21 protein-coding genes and 1 tRNA gene are annotated in these 21,190 nt (G+C 30.7%); 18 read left to right on the top strand and 4 right to left on the bottom strand.

What is annotated here, in order from left to right:
• Positions 1-44 precede the first annotated feature (44 nt).
• From HA152_RS09300 to HA152_RS09285, 4 genes are read left to right on the top strand one after another with little or no spacing between them, the layout of a single operon-like run.
• Positions 45-755 (top strand): heme oxygenase (biliverdin-producing), encoded by a 711-nt coding sequence (locus HA152_RS09300; protein ID WP_209135734.1) that lies wholly within the window; start codon positions 45-47, stop codon positions 753-755.
• A gap of 5 nt (positions 756-760) precedes the next feature.
• Positions 761-1,471, top strand: coding sequence for a 15,16-dihydrobiliverdin:ferredoxin oxidoreductase (locus tag HA152_RS09295; protein WP_209135732.1), 711 nt, complete (start codon positions 761-763; stop codon positions 1,469-1,471).
• Positions 1,472-2,233 carry a phycoerythrobilin:ferredoxin oxidoreductase gene (locus tag HA152_RS09290; RefSeq protein ID WP_209135730.1) on the top strand — a complete coding sequence of 254 codons (762 nt, stop codon included), beginning with the start codon at positions 1,472-1,474 and terminating at the stop codon, positions 2,231-2,233.
• A gap of 31 nt (positions 2,234-2,264) precedes the next feature.
• Positions 2,265-2,738 (top strand): low molecular weight protein-tyrosine-phosphatase, encoded by a 474-nt coding sequence (locus HA152_RS09285; protein WP_209135728.1) that lies wholly within the window; start codon positions 2,265-2,267, stop codon positions 2,736-2,738.
• A 2-nt stretch (positions 2,739-2,740) separates the two neighbouring features.
• On the opposite strand, the gene HA152_RS09280 is transcribed toward HA152_RS09285, so the two are convergent.
• Complete coding sequence (locus HA152_RS09280) at positions 2,741-4,273, bottom strand: bifunctional pantoate--beta-alanine ligase/(d)CMP kinase (RefSeq protein WP_209135726.1); 1,533 nt, start codon at positions 4,271-4,273, stop codon at positions 2,741-2,743.
• A gap of 97 nt (positions 4,274-4,370) precedes the next feature.
• Here HA152_RS09280 and purM point away from each other — a divergent pair, with 97 nt between their 5' ends.
• From purM to HA152_RS09265, 3 genes are all read left to right on the top strand, one after another.
• Entirely contained in the window at positions 4,371-5,414 is a 1,044-nt protein-coding gene (gene purM / locus HA152_RS09275; RefSeq protein WP_209135724.1) for a phosphoribosylformylglycinamidine cyclo-ligase, read from the top strand.
• 132 nt (positions 5,415-5,546) lie between these two features.
• Positions 5,547-6,191 (top strand): histidine phosphotransferase, encoded by a 645-nt coding sequence (locus HA152_RS09270; RefSeq protein WP_209135722.1) that lies wholly within the window; start codon positions 5,547-5,549, stop codon positions 6,189-6,191.
• Positions 6,178-6,345, top strand: coding sequence for a hypothetical protein (locus HA152_RS09265; protein ID WP_179850891.1), 168 nt, complete (start codon positions 6,178-6,180; stop codon positions 6,343-6,345). The genes HA152_RS09270 and HA152_RS09265 overlap by 14 nt, the downstream gene beginning before the upstream one ends.
• Before the next feature lie 210 nt (positions 6,346-6,555).
• Here HA152_RS09265 and HA152_RS09260 read toward each other — a convergent pair.
• Positions 6,556-6,626, bottom strand: a tRNA-Cys gene (locus HA152_RS09260).
• A gap of 42 nt (positions 6,627-6,668) precedes the next feature.
• Between HA152_RS09260 and HA152_RS09255 the strand changes: the two genes are divergently transcribed.
• On the top strand, positions 6,669-7,898 hold the full coding sequence (locus HA152_RS09255) for a lipid-A-disaccharide synthase-related protein (protein WP_308789027.1): 1,230 nt from the start codon (positions 6,669-6,671) through the stop codon (positions 7,896-7,898).
• 35 nt (positions 7,899-7,933) lie between these two features.
• Positions 7,934-8,200, top strand: coding sequence for a hypothetical protein (locus HA152_RS09250; RefSeq protein WP_209135720.1), 267 nt, complete (start codon positions 7,934-7,936; stop codon positions 8,198-8,200).
• Positions 8,201-8,203: 3 nt separating this feature from the next.
• On the opposite strand, the gene HA152_RS09245 is transcribed toward HA152_RS09250, so the two are convergent.
• Positions 8,204-8,839 carry a ribonuclease D gene (locus HA152_RS09245; protein WP_209135718.1) on the bottom strand — a complete coding sequence of 212 codons (636 nt, stop codon included), beginning with the start codon at positions 8,837-8,839 and terminating at the stop codon, positions 8,204-8,206.
• Between the two features lie 163 nt (positions 8,840-9,002).
• Here HA152_RS09245 and HA152_RS09240 point away from each other — a divergent pair, with 163 nt between their 5' ends.
• Positions 9,003-9,560, top strand: a complete 558-nt coding sequence (locus HA152_RS09240; protein ID WP_209135716.1) for a cofactor assembly of complex C subunit B — start codon at positions 9,003-9,005, stop codon at positions 9,558-9,560.
• A 28-nt stretch (positions 9,561-9,588) separates the two neighbouring features.
• On the opposite strand, the gene hemF is transcribed toward HA152_RS09240, so the two are convergent.
• Positions 9,589-10,617: an oxygen-dependent coproporphyrinogen oxidase gene (gene hemF / locus HA152_RS09235; RefSeq protein ID WP_209135714.1), complete on the bottom strand. Its 1,029-nt coding sequence runs from the start codon at positions 10,615-10,617 to the stop codon at positions 9,589-9,591.
• 159 nt (positions 10,618-10,776) lie between these two features.
• Here hemF and HA152_RS09230 point away from each other — a divergent pair, with 159 nt between their 5' ends.
• The 8 genes from HA152_RS09230 to HA152_RS09195 all read left to right on the top strand — a co-directional run bounded on the left by HA152_RS09230 (position 10,777) and on the right by HA152_RS09195 (position 21,188).
• The gene (locus HA152_RS09230; protein WP_209135712.1) at positions 10,777-11,850 is read left to right on the top strand and encodes an Mrp/NBP35 family ATP-binding protein; all 1,074 of its coding nucleotides are present in this window, start codon (positions 10,777-10,779) and stop codon (positions 11,848-11,850) included.
• Positions 11,850-13,118: a rod shape-determining protein RodA gene (gene rodA / locus HA152_RS09225; RefSeq protein ID WP_209135710.1), complete on the top strand. Its 1,269-nt coding sequence runs from the start codon at positions 11,850-11,852 to the stop codon at positions 13,116-13,118. The genes HA152_RS09230 and rodA overlap by 1 nt, the downstream gene beginning before the upstream one ends.
• On the top strand, positions 13,118-14,482 hold the full coding sequence (locus tag HA152_RS09220) for a sensor histidine kinase (RefSeq protein WP_209135707.1): 1,365 nt from the start codon (positions 13,118-13,120) through the stop codon (positions 14,480-14,482). Before rodA ends, HA152_RS09220 begins: the two co-directional genes overlap by 1 nt.
• Before the next feature lie 111 nt (positions 14,483-14,593).
• On the top strand, positions 14,594-15,016 hold the full coding sequence (locus HA152_RS09215) for a photosystem I reaction center subunit II PsaD (RefSeq protein ID WP_011863680.1): 423 nt from the start codon (positions 14,594-14,596) through the stop codon (positions 15,014-15,016).
• Positions 15,017-15,075: 59 nt separating this feature from the next.
• The gene (locus HA152_RS09210; RefSeq protein WP_209135705.1) at positions 15,076-16,596 is read left to right on the top strand and encodes an anthranilate synthase component I family protein; all 1,521 of its coding nucleotides are present in this window, start codon (positions 15,076-15,078) and stop codon (positions 16,594-16,596) included.
• Positions 16,597-17,706, top strand: a complete 1,110-nt coding sequence (gene gshA / locus HA152_RS09205) for a glutamate--cysteine ligase (protein WP_209135703.1) — start codon at positions 16,597-16,599, stop codon at positions 17,704-17,706. It abuts the gene before it with no gap.
• Positions 17,707-17,768: 62 nt separating this feature from the next.
• The gene (gene ppc / locus HA152_RS09200) at positions 17,769-20,738 is read left to right on the top strand and encodes a phosphoenolpyruvate carboxylase (protein WP_209135701.1); all 2,970 of its coding nucleotides are present in this window, start codon (positions 17,769-17,771) and stop codon (positions 20,736-20,738) included.
• 3 nt (positions 20,739-20,741) lie between these two features.
• Positions 20,742-21,188: an N-acetyltransferase gene (locus HA152_RS09195; protein WP_209135699.1), complete on the top strand. Its 447-nt coding sequence runs from the start codon at positions 20,742-20,744 to the stop codon at positions 21,186-21,188.
• Positions 21,189-21,190 lie beyond the last annotated feature (2 nt).

The following is a 21,190-nucleotide window of genomic DNA, read 5'->3' as shown; positions in this document are numbered from 1 at the left end:
TTTCCTTGTAGATTAAATACACTTACAAAAATAATTCAAAATATATGGCAGTTGCTCTTGCAGGACAATTAAGAGAAGGGACAAAAAAATCCCATACTATGGCAGAAAATACTGGCTTTGTGGCTTGTTTTTTAAAAGGAGTTGTTGAAAAAAAATCTTATAGAAAATTAATTAGTGATTTATATTTTGTTTATGAAGCTATGGAAGAAGAAATTGAAAGATTGGTCAATGAGGAACATCCCGTAATTAAACCTATAGGTTTTAAATCATTATTCAGGAAAGAAACTCTTATAAATGATCTTAAATTTTATTTTGGTGAAAACTGGAAGAATGAAATTAATATTTCTCAATCAGCAAAAGAATATGTTGAAAGAATCCGAGAGGTCGCAAAAAATTCACCAGAGCTCTTAGTTGGTCACCACTACACTCGCTATATAGGAGATTTATCTGGGGGGCAAATCTTGAAAAGGATCGCTAAAAAAGCATTAAATTTGCAGGGAAATGATGGTTTAAATTTTTATGAGTTTGAATTAATTGCTGACGAAAAGAAATTCAAGGAAGAATATTCCCTTACTTTGAATCAACTTCCAATAAATCAAAAGACTGCTGATCAAATTATTGATGAAGCTAATCAAGCTTTTACTTACAATATGAAAATGTTTAAGGAGCTTGAAGGTAACTTGATTGCTGTTTTAGGCAAGATTGTATTCAATTACATTACAAAAAAAGTTAGGAAAGGAAGTACCGAGACCTAATATTTATGTTTGATTCATTAGTTGATTTCCTTAAAACCAATATTGATGAATTAAATGGACATGAAGTACAAATATCTAGCGAATTCAAAGAACATCACAATGAAGATTCAAAATATATTATTAAAAATTGGCTTTTTTCATCTCCCGAATATAGAAAGTGGCGAATAACAAGATTAGATGGTGGCAAAAAACTGCAAGTGTTTAATACGGTCGCATATCCTAATTTTGATAGTGAAATGCCTATTTTAGGAGCTGATATTTTATGGTTTGGAACTTCTCAAAAGTTATTAGCAATACTTGATTATCAACCTTTAATTCAAGAAAGCAAATATCTTGAAAAATATTGTTCAAGTTTAGGAAATATTAAGAATAAATATTCTGCATTTGATAATAATAAAATGAAGAATATTTATGATTCAAAAAAGTATTTTTCCCCATGGGTTATTATATGTAGAGGAAATAAATTAAATCTTGATAGAGATTTAAATAATATATTCCATTTATTTGTACATAATTATTTAAACATTTATAAATCGAATCCTATTAATCAATTTTTAAATGCAGAAGAAATAAAGATTAATCAAATTAAATATGATAAGTACAGTTTTGAAAAAGACCCTGCAGATAAATTGTTTAAATCTTTTTTTGGTGAAAAATGGACAAATAAATTTATCAATAAATTTCTATTTACATTAAATAATGAGATTATTCATTGAATGTTAATACAAGATACTATTTTTTACAGGCCAGATTGGAGATGGCACAATTTTTTAAAATATTTAACAAATAATTTAAGTAAATATAACTGTTTAGAAAAAACAATACCTTCGGAATATTCTTATAAAGATTCAACTTATGGTTCAAAAAAATCGAAAAAAAATGTGAATCTCTCTACTTGGGGTGTAACTCATAAAAAAAGAATTAAATTCGCAAGAGCAGTGTGTATAGATAGTCCAAATTATTCTGTTTTAAATTTTTTAATTATTCCTAATACTATTTATAACGTCCCATTTTTTGGAGTAGATTTTGTTTCTCTACCTAATAGTTATTTATTAGTATTAGATTTTCAGCCTTCATTAAAAATACAAAATCAATACAATAATGAGTTATTAGAAAAACTTATAAAACTTAAAAATCAATGTCATTTATCACTCCCATTAGCTGAAAAAATGTCTGCTGATGTATCTAGATTTTTTTCTCCAGGAGTAATCTGGTCAAAATTACCAAAAGAAGAAAGAAGTGATTTTTTAATTGCTAATCAGCTATATATCTCATTTAAGGAATATCTTGATTTGTATTTGGAAATTCTTTTCGAAAGCAAAGAAGCCAATATTGAACTGCAAAAAGAATTAATAAACGGTCAAAATAATTATTTGAATTATAGAAGAGATAACGATCCAGCAAGGCCAATGTTGTCGAGTTTGTTTGGTAAAGAATTTACTGAATCTTTAATTAAAGAAGTTTTATTTACTACTTAAAAGTCCTATAATTTATTAAGTTTGAGATCATATGAAAAAAATTTCTGTTCTTTTTGTATGTTTGGGAAATATTTGTAGGTCTCCTGCAGCAGAAGCTATTTTTATAAGTTTACTTGAAAAAAAAAGATTAACAGATGGCTTTATTATAGATTCTGCTGGAACTGGGAGTTGGCATATTGGAAAAAAAGCTGACTCTAGGATGAGAATTGCGGCAGAAAGAAGAGATATAAATATCAAAAGCAGGGCTCGTCAGATTACTAGCGAAGATTTTGAAGCGTTTAACTATATTCTTGCGATGGACGATTCAAATTTTAGAAATATTCAAGATCTTAAAAATAGAACAGCTTCAACTGGTTTTGCATCAATAAAAAAAATTCAAGATTTTAGATCAGTTTTTAATGAGCAAGAAGTTCCTGACCCATATTTTGGAGGTGATGAGGGCTTCGATTTTGTCCTTGATATTTTAGAAGACTCTGTAAACGGTTTTTTGGAGAGTATTTCTTGAATTTATTTGATCTCAGTCTCTTTAGGAATCTTGTCATTATAAAGATCAATAATTTTATCCACTACCTCATTAATTTTATATCCATCCGAAATAATTTCTATTGCGTCATTCGCTTTTGTTAGAGGTGAAATTTCCCTATTGGAATCTTCAAAATCTCTTTTCTTTATAAGTTCTTTTAATGTATGAAGGTCTATTTCTTGTGAGTCTTTACTATTTTTATCAGATTTTCTTCTTTTTGCTCTTTCATCAATGCTAGCAGTTAAAAATATTTTAAGTTCTGCATGTGGAAAAACAGTACTTCCTATATCTCTTCCCTCAGCTACAAGTCCACCTGATTTCCCAATTTTTCGTTGTTCTTCTACTAAGAATTTTCTAACTTCTTTTATTGAGGAAATTTTAGAAACGATGGAGCTTATCTTTTGTGACCTAATTTCTTCAGTAACACAGTAATTATTAATATAAACATCCTGATGTGAATTTGTATTCGACTTGAAAACAATAGATATATCTTTAAGAATATTTTGTAACTTTTCTTCTTTTTTATAATCAATATTTTCTTTTATCATAAGCCAACTCAATGCCCTATACATTGCGCCAGTATCTAAATATAAAAGTTTAAGTTTTTTCGCTATTAACTTTGTTACAGTACTTTTACCTGAACCTGCAGGACCATCAATTGCAATAATAGGCCTTCTTTTCATTAGGAAAACGTGATCAATTAATCTTGTCTCTCCACATCTTATCGCACCAGCAAGTAACGAAATATTATCCTCAAGTCTTGCTTTTTGGAGTGTATGAGGGTGTAAATGTTCTAAATATTCAATTGAAATTTTTTTTGCTGATAGCTTTTTAGTTATTTGGTTTAAATTAATCTTTTTATCTTGTTGAAATTTTTTTTTTGCTTCTAATAACTCACTTGAAAAAAACTTAATCAATTTTCTTTCATTTTTTGATAAATGTACATTACGTGAACTTAAAGGAATTCCATCAAAATCTCTTTGTGTAGGAATGGATTTAATAGTAACATTTAATTTCTTTCTTAGAACAAGATTTTTTAAAATTAAAAGTTGTTGCCAATCTTTTTCCCCTAAGTAAAGATTTTTTGGCTTGATGAGATTAAGTAATCTATAAACTACTGTACAAACACCATCAAAATGTCCAATTCGATTTAATCCACATAATGAAGAAGATAATTCTTTTGGAGCTTTTAGGAATTTAATATTTTTATTATTCGGTGGATATATATCTTCATTACTTGGGATAAAGATGGCATCTGCGCCATTTGAAAAGGAGATTTTTATATCATTATCAATTGTTTTAGGGTAATTCTCTAAATCTAACTTGTTATCAAATTGAAGTGGATTAATAAAAATACTTACTAAATTAACATTAGAATTGTCATTTTTTGCTGTTGATATTAGTTTAATATGTCCATTATGAAGATTACCCATTGTTGGAATGAAGTTAATTTCACTATTTATATTTCTCCTCCAATTTTCTATTTCTTCAGTTTTCCTTATGATTACTTTCTTCACTTTGTTTTTAAAAAATAAATCTATTTGATAAATAATTACTGGACAAAAGCAATCTTAGGAGGAATATCTATATAGGAAAGTCTATCATTTTTATTTCATGGATTACAAAACATCAGGTGTTGATATAAAAGCTGGCCGAGAATTTGTTTCCGAAATTAAACAGGCAGTTGAAGGGACTCATACATCTAATGTGATTGAGGGTATTGGTGGGTTCGGAGGTTTGTTTAGAATTCCTATCGATAGGTTTAAAAAACCAGTTCTTGTTTCAGGAACTGATGGTGTTGGAACAAAATTAGAATTAGCCCAAAGTAAAAACTTTCACTTTGAGGTTGGTATTGATTTAGTCGCTATGTGCATGAACGATATCATTACTTGTGGTGCAAAACCTTTATTTTTTCTGGATTATATTGCTACTGGTAAGCTTGATAAGAAACAATTGTTGAGGGTTGTTCAGGGAATTTCACATGGCTGCGGAGAAAATAACTGTTCATTACTCGGTGGAGAAACTGCTGAAATGCCTGGATTTTATTCGAAAAATAAGTATGACCTTGCAGGATTTTGTGTTGGAATAGTTGATGAGGATAAGCTTATTAATGGTAAAAAAGTCTCAGAAAATGACTTAATAATTGCTTTAAAAAGTAATGGAGTTCATAGTAATGGCTTTAGTTTAGTAAGAAAAATTATTCAAAACAATAATCAAATAGATAAAGAATTTGAAAAAGTTTCTCACTTAAATTTTTATGATGAGTTATTGAAACCTACAAAAATTTACAATAATGTGATTAACCAAATCTTAACTGAAAATATAGAAATTAAAGCAATGTCTCATATAACTGGAGGAGGAATTCCAGAAAATTTACCAAGATGTATGCCTTCTGATTTTATTCCTTATATCAATACCAGTACTTGGGAAATACCTATTTTATTTAAATTCCTTAAAGAGAAAGGATCTATTCCTAAAAAAGATTTTTGGAATACTTTCAATCTTGGAGTGGGATTTTGTTTAATTATTGATAAACAATTTAAGGACGCGATATTAAGTATCTGTAAAGATTATGGTATAGATAGTTGGGAAATTGGAAAGATAGTTCGAAAAAATGAAAAAACAATTAGTAAATTTTTGCCAGAAATTTTAACTTAAATTTTTTTATCTTTTTTAAATGAGTTTTAAAACATTATTTTTTATACCCAAATGAAAAAGTTAGGTGTAATATAATAAAATTACCGCCGAATTATATCGGAAGTTTAAGTATTAAGATTTAACCTTTATTCAATGCCCTTTGCAAATAATCAAAGAATTACACGTAGACGTAGTTCAGCTGGCCCTACACCTCCAAAAAGACCAATAGGTAATAATTCTGAATCAATTGGTAGACAGACTCAAGGCCCAAGGCCAACTTTCTTGACACTAAGGGATCATGGGAAAGTTTTTGTCGCTGATTTACCTAATTTGTCCGATGGTCAATTAGCGCATATTAGTAAAGAAGCTAATGAAGTTTTAAATAGTTTGGAAAAAAGACTTAGTGATCTCGAAAATGAACCTAATGTTAGTAATCCGGAAAACGATACGCTGATAAAAGCTTCTACCAAAAGAGATGTCACACTGAGGTTTATTAAATCAATAGAAGAAGAACAAGAACATAGAAAGAATAATCCTGCTTTGCGAGATGCTGCATCTGAATCGTTACCGAGAACTTTCCTTGAGGTTGCTAGACATAGATTGCCTGGAGCAACTTTTGATTCACTACTTAGAGAGGCTCTTGAAGCTTGTGCAGTTGATGAAGGTACTGAAGATAATCAAGTTGTTGATGAACCTAAAGAAACTGTAAAAATTATGGATATACCTTCTTCCAACACTAATGCTTCACTTGTTGTTAGTATCGACCCAAGTGATGATTCCAAGAATGACTCTATTTGATTCAACACAAGAGTTAATAAGTTTTAAAGATCAAAATAATTCAAAAATTAACCTTACTTCAGAGAAAGATCCCATTTTATGTAATCATTGCAAAAGGACTGCATCAAATGGTGTTAGATGTTTAGGAATGTGTGTAGCAGATAATGATTACTAAAATAATTCAAATTTCTATATAAATAATCTGATGAAAATAATTAATAAAACAATTAAATTTTTTTTATTAATTGATATCAGTTATTATTTATCAATAATAAAGAAAAGATTTTTTTTTCATATATCAACAAGTAATTGAAACTTTATTCCCTTTATTTGAAATTGAAGTTCTTAGAAAACCTCATAATTAAATGCTTAAAAAAATTTAATAAGGCGGCACCCAGATTCGAACTGGGGATAAAGGATTTGCAATCCTCTGCCTTACCACTTGGCCATGCCGCCGAAAAAGATTCGATTGAGTCTCTTTATGATCTTAACAGTAAGGTGTCGTATTCTCTATTATTTATATGCAATGGTCATGGAGAAGATGTAATCGCATCGGAGATAATAAAAAGATTACTAAAAAAAATAAAAAATAAAAATATTGAAGTTTTGCCGTTAGTAGGAAATGGAGATGTATTTAATTCCATAAAATCAAAGAATTTTCGTAAAATAGGATATTTAAAAGAGCTGCCTAGTGGAGGTTTTAGTAATCAAAGTCTGAAGGGATTTGTGCTTGATTTTTTTGCAGGATTTTTAATCGATAATTTAAGAAATTTTCTACTCGTAAAACAGAAGTCAAAACATAACTGCAAAATTATCGCAGTGGGCGATTTCTTGCCATTACTCTATGCTTGGAGTTCAGAATGCGAATTTAGTTTCATTGGAACTCCCAAAAGTGATCATACTTGGAGTAGCGGACCAGGTTGGGATTTAAGTGATTTTTATCATAAGTTGAAAGGTTCTGAATGGGATCCATGGGAAATGTTTTTAATGAAATCTTCAAGATGTAGAAATTTAATTATGAGAGATAAAATTACAGCTAATAATTTGAATAAAAAAAATATTGATGCAAAATACTTGGGTAATCCAATGATGGATTTTGTTAATGCAACAAACAAAAATATATCAAATATTATTTCTTTTAAAAGGATTATTTTATTAGTTGGAAGTAGATACCCTGAAGCTCTTAAAAATCTTGATAATTTTCTAAATTGTTTGCAAGATTTTCATTTATCAAAGGATTTGGTAATACTTTTGCCTTTGAGCACTAATGGGAATGTGATTCAAATTCAAAGTTATTTAAATAAATATGGTTTTATAAAACAGAGTAAAGTTAAATTTCTAATTGATGAAGATTCAGTATGGAAAAAGAAAGATCAATATGTAGTGATTGGAAAAGGTAAATTCAATTCATGGGCCAATATGGCAGAAGTTGGCTTGTCCAATGCAGGAACTGCTACAGAGCAAATTGCTGGCCTTGGAATTCCATCTCTTTCTCTACCGGGACCGGGACCACAATTTACAAAATCATTTGCAAAAAGGCAATCAAGATTATTGGGAGGTAGTGTTTTAGTTTGCAAGAACAAAAAAATTCTTTTAAAACGTTTAAGTTTCCTTTTGAAAGGAAAAATTGATAGGTTAGAACAAGCAAAAATTGGAAAAAAAAGAATGGGGGAATCCGGAGCAAGTAAGAAAATTGTAGATGCCATAAACCTTCATTTGTTATCTTAGTAAATGGCACTAGCTTATTAATTATTAATTCTTTTATGTATCCAATAAATGATCGGCAATATCTAAAAATTTGTGCAGAGATTGCAAAACTTATGAGTGTTAGCTTATCTTCTGCTAAAAAGAAAGTAGAAATTCAAATTGCAAAAGAAGGCTCGAAAACTATTCAAGAAAAAATACAAGTTGCGCAAAATGTTTTAAAAATTTGTGAAAAAAATGATGCAGATAAATTAAGTTCTTCAAGAATACTTGATAAGCTTATGGAAACTCTTGATGGTGAAGATAATTTTTTAACTGAAGATTGATTCTTAATGTTCAAATATATTTGAGAATTTTAGTATGTCTAAATCAGCATGTACAGAAACTGTTTCGAAACATTTTTGAGCTAATTCATATCTATTCTCTCTTTTTAAGATAACTTTTAATTTATGCATAGCTTCAATTAAATATCTAACATCATTTGCTGCATAATCTAATTGATCTTTAGTTAAATCTTCGTTGCTACCCCAATCACTACTTTGTGAGCTTTTGTCCAGTTCTATACCTAATAATTCATTAATTAAATCCTTTAAACCGTGTTTATTTGTATAAGTTCTTGCCAACTTACTAGCAATTTTTGTACAAAAAATATTTTTTGTATTAATTTCAAGATTGCATTTTAGAGCTGCTACATCAAATCTCGCATAGTGAAATATTTTAGTAATTTTGTCATCTTCAAGAAGTTTTTTTAAATTAGGTGAAGAAGATGTATTAAGTTCGATTTTTACACAGGATGTTTTTTTAAATTCATTGCATATTTGTACTAAACAGAGTCTATCTCTTCCATGAATTAAACCCATTGCTTCAGTGTCAATAGCTAGGTAGGATGACTTTTTATAAAGATTGTATAAATCTACTGTTAAATCGCTATAAAGAAGATCAATATTTTTATTTTCAATAGTCATTTTTAAAAAGTATTTAAGGAAATTTAAGATTTAGAATATAACTTAAGATTTTATTTAATTAAGAATTTTTATCTAATAGGAATATTTTACTGAATAATTCTAAAAAATTATAATATGATGTAACTTTAATTTTTATTCTCGAATTACTAGAAAAAATTATTTAATGTCATATTCCTTAAATTCAACATTATTGCTGACAATTCTTTTGGCCATAGGATTATTTTTTTTTCTTAGGGCTTCCAGTAAAGATAGAACAACCATCGTTGAGATTTCATCTTCTCAGCAGCCAATTCAGGTTTTAAATGTTTTATGTGAATGGCTTAATTTGAGGGGATGGAAGCAAACAGGAGGAGATTTTGAACAAAGAATTTTGATATTCAAGGGTCAAGTTGTTTCTAGTAAATTTTTAGCAATTTTTTTAGGTTGTCTTGGCGGTTTTGGTTCTTGTGCTTTGGGATTAGTAATTATTCAAATATATCCTGAATTGGGTTGGTGGCCTATTCTTTTGGGATTAATTGGTGGCCCTTTGTCTGGAATTGTTTATTTTAAAAAATCAGCAAGAGAGGAGAAATTTGAATTAAGGTTGATCAACGAAAAAGACAATGATTCAACTTTTTTGAGGCTTAGAGCTCATAGAGATGAATTAATCTCTTTAGAAAATGAACTCGGAGAAAAACTTCAATTGAAAAGTGACGGTTCTTTATTTAAAACGCCTATTTAAGATACTTTAAAATTCTATTCGATAATTTTTAATCAAAAATATTATTCTCTATACAGAATTTCTCTAACTCTTTATCATTTAACCAATCTTGGGGTTTTGTAAAAATTGATGTCAGAAATTCCTCTCGAGAATTCTTTGTGGCTTTATATCCATATTCCCATCTAGCTAAAGGCGGTAAGGACATTAATATAGATTCAGTTCTGCCATTTGTTTGTAGTCCAAAGATTGTCCCTCTATCCCAAACTAAATTGAATTCGACATATCTACCTCTTCGATATAGCTGGAATTCTCTTTCTTTCGATGAATATGTTTGAGAAGCTCTTTTTTCAATAATGGGCAAATATGAAGGGAGGAATGCCTGCCCACAGTTTTCCGCTAAAGAAAATAAATCATCCCAATTTAAATTAGATCTGCCAATATTTTGTGAAGCTTTTGATGCGTCTCCATTTTGATTATTTCCTCTATAAATATTTCCTGAACCATCTTGATAATCATAAAAAATACCTCCGATGCCTCTAGATTCATTTCTATGCTTCAAGAAGAAATATTCATCACACCATGGTTTGAAAACTTTATGCAAATCTTGATCAACTTTCTCACAAGCTTTTTTATGTTCATTATGAAAATTCCTTACATCAGAAAGATAAGGATAAAAAGGGGTTAAATCTGCACCTCCCCCAAACCACCAAACAGGACCAGCTTCGAAATATCGATAATTCAGATGAACTGTAGGAATATAGGGATTCTTAGGATGCAAAACCATAGAAGTTCCCGTAGCAAACCATTCATGACCTTTTGCTTCGGGCCTTTGAGAGATTATAGATTGAGGTAATTCTTTTCCTTGTACTTCCGAGAAATTAACGCCAGCTTGCTCAAAAATAGAACCATTTTTCAATACTCTTGATCTTCCACCGCCACCTTCGTCTCTTAGCCAGGATTCCTCTGTAAATTTCGCTTTGCCATCTACATTTTCAAGTCCTGAACAAATTTTGTCTTGTAGAGTTAATAAGAGATTTTTAGTTTTTTCTCTCGAGTTTTTAGGAGGTTCTTTCAACATGTATTTAGTAAATCTTGAAGAAAAAAATTTTTTTGGTTAATTATAAGTTTCTCTTTATAATTTCTCTTAGGGGGTCCTTATTGCCTATTATTTGATAGTTCGACATAGTTCTTAATCTTTTAAACAGTCGACTACCTTGTCAAAATATTTAAAAATTTAATGACCACAATAGAAGATGCGAATTTTGCTTTACAAAAAGTTCTAGACGCTGGATCACAGAAAAATGTAATTGAATTAGCTTGGATTAAAAATGTAAGAGTAACTATACCGAGAGTAATCGTAACATTATCATTACCATCGTTTGCAAATTCTCAGAGAGATAGAATTGTTCAAGAGGTTAGAGGGATACTAATGGATTTTGAAGATATTGATGATGTTCAAATAGAGATAGATAATAATCCTTCCAAAACTGAATCTCAAAATCAAAGTAATGCTCCTGAGTTGCAGAAGATTGTTGGTATTAGTCATATCATAGCTGTTAGCAGTGGTAAAGGTGGAGTTGGGAAAAGTACTATTGCAGTTAATCTCGCTTGTTCTCTAGCTAAATTAGGCTTAAAAACTGGTTTGCTGGATGCGGATATATATGGACCTAATACTCCCTCAATGATGGGAGTTGCCGAACAGAATCCAAAGGTTACAGAAGGAAGTGGCAGTGATCAAAGGTTAATTCCAATAAATAAATATGGAATTTCAATGGTATCGATGGGTTTCCTCATAGAAGAAGGTCAGCCAGTTATATGGAGAGGACCAATGCTTAATAGTATTATCAGACAATTTTTGTACCAAGTTGAATGGAATAATCTTGATTTTTTGGTTATTGATTTGCCTCCAGGAACAGGAGACGCTCAAATATCACTTTCTCAATCTGTGCCTATTTCTGGAGCTATAGTTGTCACTACTCCTCAACAAGTATCTTTGCAAGATGCAAGGAGGGGATTAGCAATGTTTAAACAACTCGGAGTACCTTTATTGGGAATTGTAGAAAATATGTCTGTATTTATTCCGCCAGATATGCCAGGTAAAAAATATGAAATTTTTGGTAAAGGTGGTGGACAAATATTAGCTAATGAAAATGACTTACCATTATTAGCTCAAATTCCTATTGAAATCCCTCTCGTTGATGATAGTAATAAAGGTGTACCAATCTCAATAAGCCAGCCCAGTAAAGAAAGTTCTGTCGTATTTGGTAATTTAGCGCAATTAATTAAGAATCAATTTGTTAAAACTTATTGATGTTTAAGAGAATTTTTTTATTAAATAACAGAGGATTTTTACAAAAAAAAGACAACTTCAATAGAGGTTTTTTATTTTCTCCGCTACTTATTATTCCACTGTTTTTAGTTATTATTTCGAGTTTTTTGATAAAAAGTATTCAGGGTGATTTTTTAGTATCGAACTATTTAGGTCATATCGTAACTGGTTTTTTAGGTTATTTCTTAGCATTTTTTATTTCTTATATACCGTTAGAGAGAATTAGAAAGTATGTGGTTCCATTTTATTTTTTTACTTTAATATCCTTATTACTTATTTATTTTTTTGGGATTTCAGTTTCTGGAGCTCAAAGATGGCTAAACTTGGGCATCTTTTCTTTTCAGCCTTCAGAGGTAGCTAAACTTAGTTGTGTATTAACTCTTGCTTTAGTACTCGATAAAAAAATAATCCTAACAATAAGAGATTTAGTATTGCCCTTATTAGTAGTAATTATTACTTGGTTATTAATTTTCTTTCAACCTGATTTAGGTACATCTTTAGTTTTAATTGTTTTGTCAGGTGTGATGCTCTATTGGGCTCAAATGCCCATAGAGTGGATTTTGATATTAGTGCTTTGTATTATCACATCAATTTTATATCTAACCTTACCAAATCTTCTTATTTTCTGGATTCCAGTTATAGGATATCTTGCTTATAGATCTACAAAAAGGAAAATTATTTTTTCTGCTCTCGCTATTTCGTTCCATTTATTAGTCGCAAAATTTACACCAATTTTGTGGCAATATGGCTTAAAAGAATATCAAAAAGATAGATTAGTTTTATTTTTAGATCCAAGTAGAGATCCATTGGGTGGCGGATATCATTTGATACAGAGTAAAATTGCAATTGGTTCTGGAGGATTATTTGGGACTGGTTTGCTACAAGGTAAGCTGACTAATTTGCAATTTATACCTGAACAACATACTGATTTTATATTCAGTGCTCTAGGGGAAGAATTAGGTTTTGTGGGGTGCGCTATAGTTTTATTTTTGTTCTTTTTTTTGATTAAAAAACTTATTAATACTGCAACAATTGCTAGGACTAACTTTGAATCTCTAATTGTTATTGGAATAGCCTCAATTTTTTTATTTCAAATAATTATTAACTTATTTATGACTATTGGATTAGGACCAGTTACTGGGATTCCCCTTCCTTTTATGAGCTATGGTCGAACGTCATTGGTGACTAATTTTATATCTATTGGATTTGTTTTATCTATATTGAAACGTTCTAGATCACTAAGAAGTTGATGAAAGCAAAAATAACTATAAAAAAAATTCAAGAGCTTTTGATTAAAGGAATTAAAACCATATATGTGGATGATGATACATCCAGAAGAATGTGGTGGGCTTCCTTAGAAGTTATTCAAAAAGATTTCCTTTCTCAGAATTGTAAACAGGGGGGGATATGGGTTGCCTCCCCTTTGCCAGCTTTTAATGATAAAAAATTTTTAAATCAACTTCATGGATGGCTTTGGTCTCCTGAAGGGTTTCCATACTTTCAAAATGAGAATGCAGGTTTTTTACCAGTCAATAATTCAGAAAAGATAAAAAAAGATTTCGATTTAGTTAGTAATTATAAAGTCTTAAATCTTTGTCAAGAAGATGGCTATGAACCTTTTTTGATGATAATCACTCCAAATTTTCAATGCGTATTATCAATTGTAGGAGAAAAAGATAAGAAAATTCTATTAATGAAGTGTGATGAAGAGAGCCTTAAACTTTCAATTGAATTAATGCATGCAAAATTAAATCAAGAAAATTATGAGGAAGGAGTAAAATTTCGTAATGCAATCAATAATTTAGGTAACCTTAATATTAATAACCAATTTGAAAAATTATTTTGGCCAATATTATCGGCACAATTAGCAAAAATTTCGCCAAATCATAATATACAGAATTCTGTGAAAAATGATGAAAAAAATGTTCAAATCACTGAAGCAAAACTATTACGTGCAATTTCTCATGAAGTAAGAACTCCTTTGGCAACAATAAGAACCTTAATAAGTTCTACTTTAAAAAAATATAAAATGGATGAATCAATGAGAAATCGTTTAATTCAAATAGATAATGAATGTAATGAACAAATTGATAGGTTTGGTTTAATCTTTAATGCAGCAGAATTAGTTGGTAATGAAGTGCCATCATTGAATAACTTGGCGAAGATTAATTTAGCCGAAATTTTCAAAAAGCTTGCTCCTTTATGGAATAAACAATTAAACCGTCGTGGTATTTCTTTGAAGATAGATATCCCCAAACAACTTCCACAAATTTTGAGTGATTCTGAAAAATTAGAATTAATGTTAAGAGGATTAATTGATAAAAATACTAGAGGATTAAAAGAAGGGAGTACATTAATTTTAGAATTAAGACCAGCTGGTCAAAAACTCAGACTTCAACTCAAAGTACAAAAATTAGATAACAATCAAAAAGAAATTCTAAAAAAAGATAACGGTTCTGATATTGGTCCTGTTTTAAATTGGAATCCTCAAACTGGAAGTTTACAACTTAGTCAAAATGCCACTCAAAAGTTGTTAGCTAGTTTAGGAGGTCATGTCACACAAAGACGTGATACAGGTTTGACAGTATTTTTTCCGATTTCAGATTCAAAATAAAATGATAAACAAGTTTTCCATATATTAAATAATGTAGAAAATTTCCTATTAATTTTGAATTTTGCAAAATATGAATGCTAGTTTCTTATTAGAAATAACTCAAAATCTAGGATGACTGAAACTTTAGTTGGTCAATTTCCAAAGCATATAGGAAGTACTGGGGGTTTATTAAACTCAGCAGAAACCGAAGAAAAATATGCAATTGTATGGAAAAGTTCCAAGGAACAAGCATTTGAATTGCCCACCGGTGGAGCCGCTATAATGCATGAAGGTGATAATTTAATGTACTTTGCAAGAAAAGAACAATGCCTTGCATTAGGGACACAATTAAGAGCCTTCAAACCAAGAATTGAAGATTTTAAAATCTACCGAATTTTCCCGGGTGGTGATATTGAATTTTTACACCCCAAAGATGGTGTTTTCCCTGAAAAAGTCAATGAAGGCAGAGAGAAAGTAGGTCATAATCCTAGAAGAATAGGCGAGAATCCTAATCCAGCTGGTTTGAAATTTACAACTAAGAATACTTTTGATTAACTTCCTTAAAGTTGATATAAAAGGAGAAAATAATTATAATTTGGGCTGACATTATTAATATGATCAGCTCACAAAAAGATAGTTTTTTAAAGGCTTACAAAGAAGGTAAAAATTTTATACCTATCGTTGAAACTTGGCCAGCAGATTTAGAGACTCCATTATCGACTTGGTTAAAATTATCTTCAAAAGATTCCCATGGTGTTTTTCTTGAATCTGTTGAAGGTGGCGAGAATTTAGGTAGGTGGAGTATCGTTGCTACTAAACCTCTTTGGGAAGCCGTTTGTTATGGAGAAGAAATAATTAAAACTTGGAATAATGGCAAAACTGAAACACATAAAGGTGATCCTTTTGATATTTTGAAAAGTTGGACAAACGAATACAAGTCAAACATGCTTGATGACTTACCATCAATTGGACAGTTATATGGCTCTTGGGGCTATGAATTAATAAATCGAATAGAACCAAGTGTTCCAATAAATGAAACACTAGAAAACAATATTCCTTATGGTTCCTGGATGTTTTTTGATCAGCTAGTTGTTTTTGATCAAATAAAAAGATGTATTACGTCAGTGGTTTATGCAGATACAACTTCTTCAAAAGAGTGCGCAATTGAAGAGTTGTATCTAAATTCAATTTCTAAAATTAAGAAAACTAGAAATTTAATGAGAGTTCCTCTAAAAGAAAATGAGTTTTTAGATTGGAATGAAAATGAGAATTTGAATTTAGATCTAGAAAGTAATTGGGAGAAAAAAGATTTTGAGGATGCAGTTCTCTCTGCAAAAGAATACATAAGAAAGGGAGATATCTTCCAAATAGTTATTAGTCAGAGATTCCAAACTCAAGTCAATAATGATCCCTTTAATTTATATAGAAGTTTGAGGATGGTTAATCCATCTCCATATATGTCTTTTTTTGATTTTGGCTCATGGTATTTGATAGGTTCAAGTCCTGAAGTAATGGTTAAAGCAGAAAAAAATAAAAATAGTCAGATTGTTGCAAGCTTAAGACCAATAGCTGGCACTAGACCTAGAGGTATTGATAATCAGCAAGACTTGGAATTAGAAAAGGAATTATTAAATGATCCAAAAGAGATAGCTGAGCATGTAATGCTAATTGATCTTGGGAGAAATGATCTTGGAAGAGTTTGTGAAATTGGTACTGTAAAGGTCAAGGATTTAATGGTGATTGAGAAATATTCACATGTTATGCATATAGTCAGTCAAGTTGAGGGAATCTTAAAAAACAATGCTGATGTATGGGATTTGCTCAAAGCATCCTTTCCCGCTGGGACAGTGACTGGTGCTCCAAAAATAAGAGCTATGCAATTGATTAAGCACTTTGAAAAAGATGCTAGAGGACCTTATGCTGGTGTGTACGGATCTATTGATATTAATGGCGCATTAAATACAGCAATTACAATAAGAACTATGATAGTTAAACCTTCAATAGATGGGAAATATGATGTTTCAGTGCAAGCAGGGGCTGGAATAGTTGCTGATTCTTTTCCTGAAAATGAATATCAAGAGACAATAAATAAAGCGAAGGGGATACTAAAAGCATTAGCCTGTTTGGATAAATAAATGAGTCAAAATAATCTTTATAAGGGTTTTGAGGTGGAACTTTTTACAGGTTCTTTAAATTCTCATATTGGTGTTTCGGATGAAATTGAGAAAATATTTCCTGATTTTGTTAAAGAGCCAGATAACAGAAACGTTGAATACATAACAACACCTGAAAAAGATTACGGTTCTCTATATGAGAAATTAATAATTCCAAGAAAAAAGTTAAGACGATGGCTAAACACAAAAGAGTTAACAATCATTCCTTCATCCACTCTTTGTTTTGAACACGATATTCAATTTCAAAGGTCTGATATTAATAATCTTTATCATCAATTTATACAAGATCATTATGGAACCGCCATAGCAACTTCAAGTGTACATATAAACGTAGGAATTGATAATTTAGATAAGCTTTTTGCAGCTATAAGACTTATAAGATCTGAGGCTGCTCTATATCTATCATTAAGTGCTAGTTCACCTTTTTTAAATAATAAAATTACAAATAATCACTCTCAGAGATGGATCCAGTTTCCTAAAACACCTAATAGCGTGCCTTTTTTTGAAAATCATAATTCTTATATTGACTGGATAGAGGAAAATATATCTAATAAAACAATGCAAAATATTAGGCATTTTTGGTCTTCAATCCGACCAAATGGTCCCCAAAGACCTTTAGTGCTTGATCGTTTGGAATTAAGAATTTGTGATTTTGTTCACGATATTAATCTGCTTTTAGGGATAACGGCCATGATAGAACTAAGGATCTTAAATCTTTTTGAAAATATAAATACATTAGATCCTATGAATGCTAGTACTTTTTCTATGGATGAGTTGTCAGAAATATGTGATCAAAATGAAATTAATGCTGCTAAAGATAGTCTGAATTCAGAGTTAATTCACTGGCAAGATGGCAAAAGAGTTATTTGTAGAGAATGGATTCAAAACTTATTATCAGATTTATCATACACAGCAGAAAATTTTGGCATGAAACATCTTTTAGATCCTATCTATAAAGTGCTTGAAGAAGGCAATCAATCTATGAAATGGATAAATCAATATGAAAAAGGGCTTTCTATTGAGCAGATCATGAAAATTTCTATCGAAGATATGATTAGGAGTGAGGCCTAGAATGTTTGATTATTTAAATAAACATTTGATCTGAACATTTTCACTTGTGACATAATAATTATATGGAATCTTTTCGACAGATAAAAAATAATAACGTGGATCTGATAAGTAACAATGATCCACTTGATAAAAATCGTCTTTTAATTGAAGATCTCTGGGAATCTGTGCTCAGAGAAGAATGCCCAGATGATCAAGCAGAGAGATTGATACAGCTTAAAGAATTAAGTTATTCAAAGCAAATTGATGGTGATAGTTCAAAAACTTTTAAAAATGAAATAGTTGATATTGTAAATTCTATGGATTTAGCAGAATCCATAGCTGCAGCAAGGGCGTTTTCATTATATTTTCAACTCGTGAATATTTTGGAACAAAGAGTTGAGGAAGATAGATATATTCAAAGCTTTACCAATAAGGATGTTCAAAAATCGCCCGACAATCTTGATCCTTTTGCCCCAGCATTGGCTAGGCAAAATGCTCCAGTAACTTTTAGAGAATTATTTTACAGGCTGAGAAAATTAAATGTACCACCTGGAAAATTAGAGGAGTTATTACAGGAAATGGATATTCGTTTAGTTTTTACTGCACATCCAACGGAGATAGTAAGACATACCATTAGACATAAGCAAACAAGAGTAGCAAATTTGTTAAAAAAAATCCAGATTGAGCAATTTCTAACAAAAGAAGAAAAAAATTCTCTAAAAACCCAATTAAAAGAGGAAGTAAGACTTTGGTGGAGAACAGATGAATTGCATCAATTTAAACCTTCAGTTTTAGATGAAGTTGATTATGCCTTGCATTATTTTCAGCAAGTTTTGTTTGATGCGATGCCTCAATTGAGGGGCAGGATCGCTGAAGCACTTACCGAAAATTATCCAGATGTTCAGTTGCCCTCAGAATCTTTTTGTAACTTCGGTTCTTGGGTAGGCTCTGATAGGGACGGTAATCCATCGGTCACTCCCGAAATAACATGGAGAACTGCTTGCTACCAAAGGCAGTTGATGTTGGAAAGATATATTATTGCGACGTCTAATCTTAGAGATCAATTAAGTGTGTCGATGCAATGGAGTCAAGTCAGCTCCTCGTTATTAGAGTCACTCGAAACTGACAGGGTTAAGTTCCCTGAAATATATGAAGCTAGAGCTACAAGGTATAGATCAGAGCCCTACAGATTAAAATTAAGTTATATTTTAGAGAAATTAAAGTTAACACAAGAAAGAAATAATTTATTAGCTGATAGTGGGTGGAAATTTGACTTGGAGGGAGAAACTAATAACAAAAATCTAGATAAAGTTGAAAACTTATATTACAAGTCAGTTAAAGAATTTACTTATGATCTAGAACTAATTAAAAATAGTTTAATTAGTACAGATTTAAATTGTGAGTCTGTAAATACCTTACTTACTCAGGTTCATATTTTTGGATTTTCTTTAGCAAGTTTAGATATTCGTCAAGAGAGTACAAGGCATAGTGATGCTATACAAGAACTTACAAATTATCTTGATTTATCTGTTCAATATGACCAAATGTCTGAGGAAGAGAAAATTAAATGGCTTATAGACGAATTAAATACAAAAAGGCCTTTAATTCCATCTGACGTTAACTGGACAAAAACTACAGAAGAAACCTTTTCAGTTTTCAAAATGGTTAAGAGACTACAGCAAGAATTCGGTAGTCGCATTTGTCATTCTTATGTAATTTCAATGAGTCATAGTGCATCTGATTTGCTTGAAGTTCTCTTACTGGCAAAAGAAATGGGACTTATTGATCAAAATTCACAAAAGTCAAAATTATTAGTTGTTCCTCTTTTTGAAACTGTGGAAGACCTTAAAAGAGCACCTGAAGTAATGGAAAAGTTGTTTAAATTAGATTTCTATAGATCATTATTGCCAAAAGTAGGAGAATCTTTTAAACCTCTGCAAGAATTAATGCTTGGATATTCTGATAGCAATAAGGATTCAGGGTTTGTTTCTAGTAATTGGGAAATTCATAGGGCCCAAATAGCTCTTCAAAATCTCTCAAGTAGAAATAACATATTGCTTAGACTTTTTCATGGAAGAGGAGGTTCTGTAGGAAGAGGGGGAGGACCAGCCTATCAGGCAATATTGGCTCAACCAAGCGGCACTTTAAAAGGGCGAATAAAAATAACAGAACAAGGTGAAGTTTTAGCTTCTAAATATAGTCTTCCCGAACTGGCTTTGTACAATCTTGAAACTGTAACTACAGCAGTAATTCAAAATAGTTTGGTAAATAATAGACTTGACGATACTCCAGAATGGAATCAATTAATGTCTAGGCTGGCAGAAACATCAAGGTCTCATTACAGAAAATTAGTGCATGAGAATCCTGATTTATTAAATTTCTTTCAAGAGGTCACTCCAATAGAAGAAATAAGTAAATTACAGATATCTAGTAGACCTGCTAGAAGAAAAAAAGGTGCAAAAGATTTGTCAAGTTTAAGAGCTATCCCATGGGTATTTGGTTGGACACAAAGTAGGTTTCTTTTGCCAAGTTGGTTTGGAGTAGGCACTGCATTGTCATCAGAAGTAAATTCAGATCCACAACAAATTGAATTATTAAGAGTTCTGCATCAAAGATGGCCATTTTTCAGGATGCTTATATCTAAGGTTGAAATGACATTATCAAAGGTGGATCTTGAAGTTGCTAGATATTATGTTGATACTCTTGGCAGTAAAGAAAATAAAGATTCTTTTGATGATATTTTTGAAGTAATTTCTAAAGAATATAATCTTACAAAATCTTTAATACTTGAAATTACTGGTAAAAATAAGCTTTTAGAATCTGATAGAGACTTGAAATCATCAGTAAGCTTGAGAAATAAGACAATTATTCCATTAGGGTTTTTGCAGGTTTCACTTCTAAGAAGATTAAGAGACCAGACAAGACAACCTCCAATAAGCGAATTTATTATAGATAAAGATGAATCTAGAAGAGCTTACAGCAGAAGTGAACTATTGAGGGGGGCACTTTTAACTATTAATGGGATAGCAGCTGGCATGAGAAATACAGGTTGATAATTGCAATATTTTTCTAAAAAAAAACTAGTTCTTCCAGAAGGTTATTTTGTTAACTCTTCTCAAATCCCATTAGCTAAAGAAGTTAATAAACTTTTAGCGAATTGTGGTTGTGAGACATTTCCAATAAAGCCTCTTTCTGAGGCTATTAGGAAAAGTAATTTCTTTTTTACCATACAGAGTGAATTAAAAAATAAATTACATGGCTTTGTAAGGGTTACTTCTGACAGAGGATTGAATGCTAACTTGTGGAATTTAAGTGCATTGCCAGGGAATAATCAGCAACTTTATTATTCAATATTGCTTCAAGTAACTCTTGAGAAAATAAATAGAGAAATGCCTGGATGCAGTATTTCTGTACAGGCTCCAGTATCTTCTTTTATAAGTTTAGAGGAAAATGGATTCATACTAGATCCAAATGGAATAAGAGTAATGGGATATAAACTTTAAAA

Origin of the sequence: Prochlorococcus marinus XMU1412 (assembly GCF_017696315.1) — a bacterium.
Lineage (GTDB): Bacteria > Cyanobacteriota > Cyanobacteriia > PCC-6307 > Cyanobiaceae > Prochlorococcus_A > Prochlorococcus_A marinus_AF.
Note: the sequence above shows the minus strand (reverse complement) of the source record. Positions and strands in the feature narration are given on the sequence as shown.

What these genes read in the sequence shown, in the direction of transcription:
- HA152_RS09245 (WP_209135718.1), bottom strand. Translation starts at nt 8,839, where the DNA reads ATGACTATTGAAAATAAAAATATTGATCTTCTTTATAGCGATTTAACA.
- HA152_RS09230 (WP_209135712.1), top strand. Translation starts at nt 10,777, where the DNA reads ATGACCACAATAGAAGATGCGAATTTTGCTTTACAAAAAGTTCTAGAC.
- HA152_RS09265 (WP_179850891.1), top strand. Translation starts at nt 6,178, where the DNA reads ATGACTCTATTTGATTCAACACAAGAGTTAATAAGTTTTAAAGATCAA.
- HA152_RS09290 (WP_209135730.1), top strand. Translation starts at nt 1,472, where the DNA reads ATGTTAATACAAGATACTATTTTTTACAGGCCAGATTGGAGATGGCAC.
- hemF (WP_209135714.1), bottom strand. Translation starts at nt 10,617, where the DNA reads ATGTTGAAAGAACCTCCTAAAAACTCGAGAGAAAAAACTAAAAATCTC.
- HA152_RS09250 (WP_209135720.1), top strand. Translation starts at nt 7,934, where the DNA reads ATGTATCCAATAAATGATCGGCAATATCTAAAAATTTGTGCAGAGATT.
- HA152_RS09270 (WP_209135722.1), top strand. Translation starts at nt 5,547, where the DNA reads ATGCCCTTTGCAAATAATCAAAGAATTACACGTAGACGTAGTTCAGCT.
- HA152_RS09240 (WP_209135716.1), top strand. Translation starts at nt 9,003, where the DNA reads ATGTCATATTCCTTAAATTCAACATTATTGCTGACAATTCTTTTGGCC.
- ppc (WP_209135701.1), top strand. Translation starts at nt 17,769, where the DNA reads ATGGAATCTTTTCGACAGATAAAAAATAATAACGTGGATCTGATAAGT.
- HA152_RS09295 (WP_209135732.1), top strand. Translation starts at nt 761, where the DNA reads ATGTTTGATTCATTAGTTGATTTCCTTAAAACCAATATTGATGAATTA.
- HA152_RS09210 (WP_209135705.1), top strand. Translation starts at nt 15,076, where the DNA reads ATGATCAGCTCACAAAAAGATAGTTTTTTAAAGGCTTACAAAGAAGGT.
- HA152_RS09285 (WP_209135728.1), top strand. Translation starts at nt 2,265, where the DNA reads ATGAAAAAAATTTCTGTTCTTTTTGTATGTTTGGGAAATATTTGTAGG.
- rodA (WP_209135710.1), top strand. Translation starts at nt 11,850, where the DNA reads ATGTTTAAGAGAATTTTTTTATTAAATAACAGAGGATTTTTACAAAAA.
- purM (WP_209135724.1), top strand. Translation starts at nt 4,371, where the DNA reads ATGGATTACAAAACATCAGGTGTTGATATAAAAGCTGGCCGAGAATTT.
- HA152_RS09215 (WP_011863680.1), top strand. Translation starts at nt 14,594, where the DNA reads ATGACTGAAACTTTAGTTGGTCAATTTCCAAAGCATATAGGAAGTACT.
- HA152_RS09300 (WP_209135734.1), top strand. Translation starts at nt 45, where the DNA reads ATGGCAGTTGCTCTTGCAGGACAATTAAGAGAAGGGACAAAAAAATCC.
- gshA (WP_209135703.1), top strand. Translation starts at nt 16,597, where the DNA reads ATGAGTCAAAATAATCTTTATAAGGGTTTTGAGGTGGAACTTTTTACA.
- HA152_RS09220 (WP_209135707.1), top strand. Translation starts at nt 13,118, where the DNA reads ATGAAAGCAAAAATAACTATAAAAAAAATTCAAGAGCTTTTGATTAAA.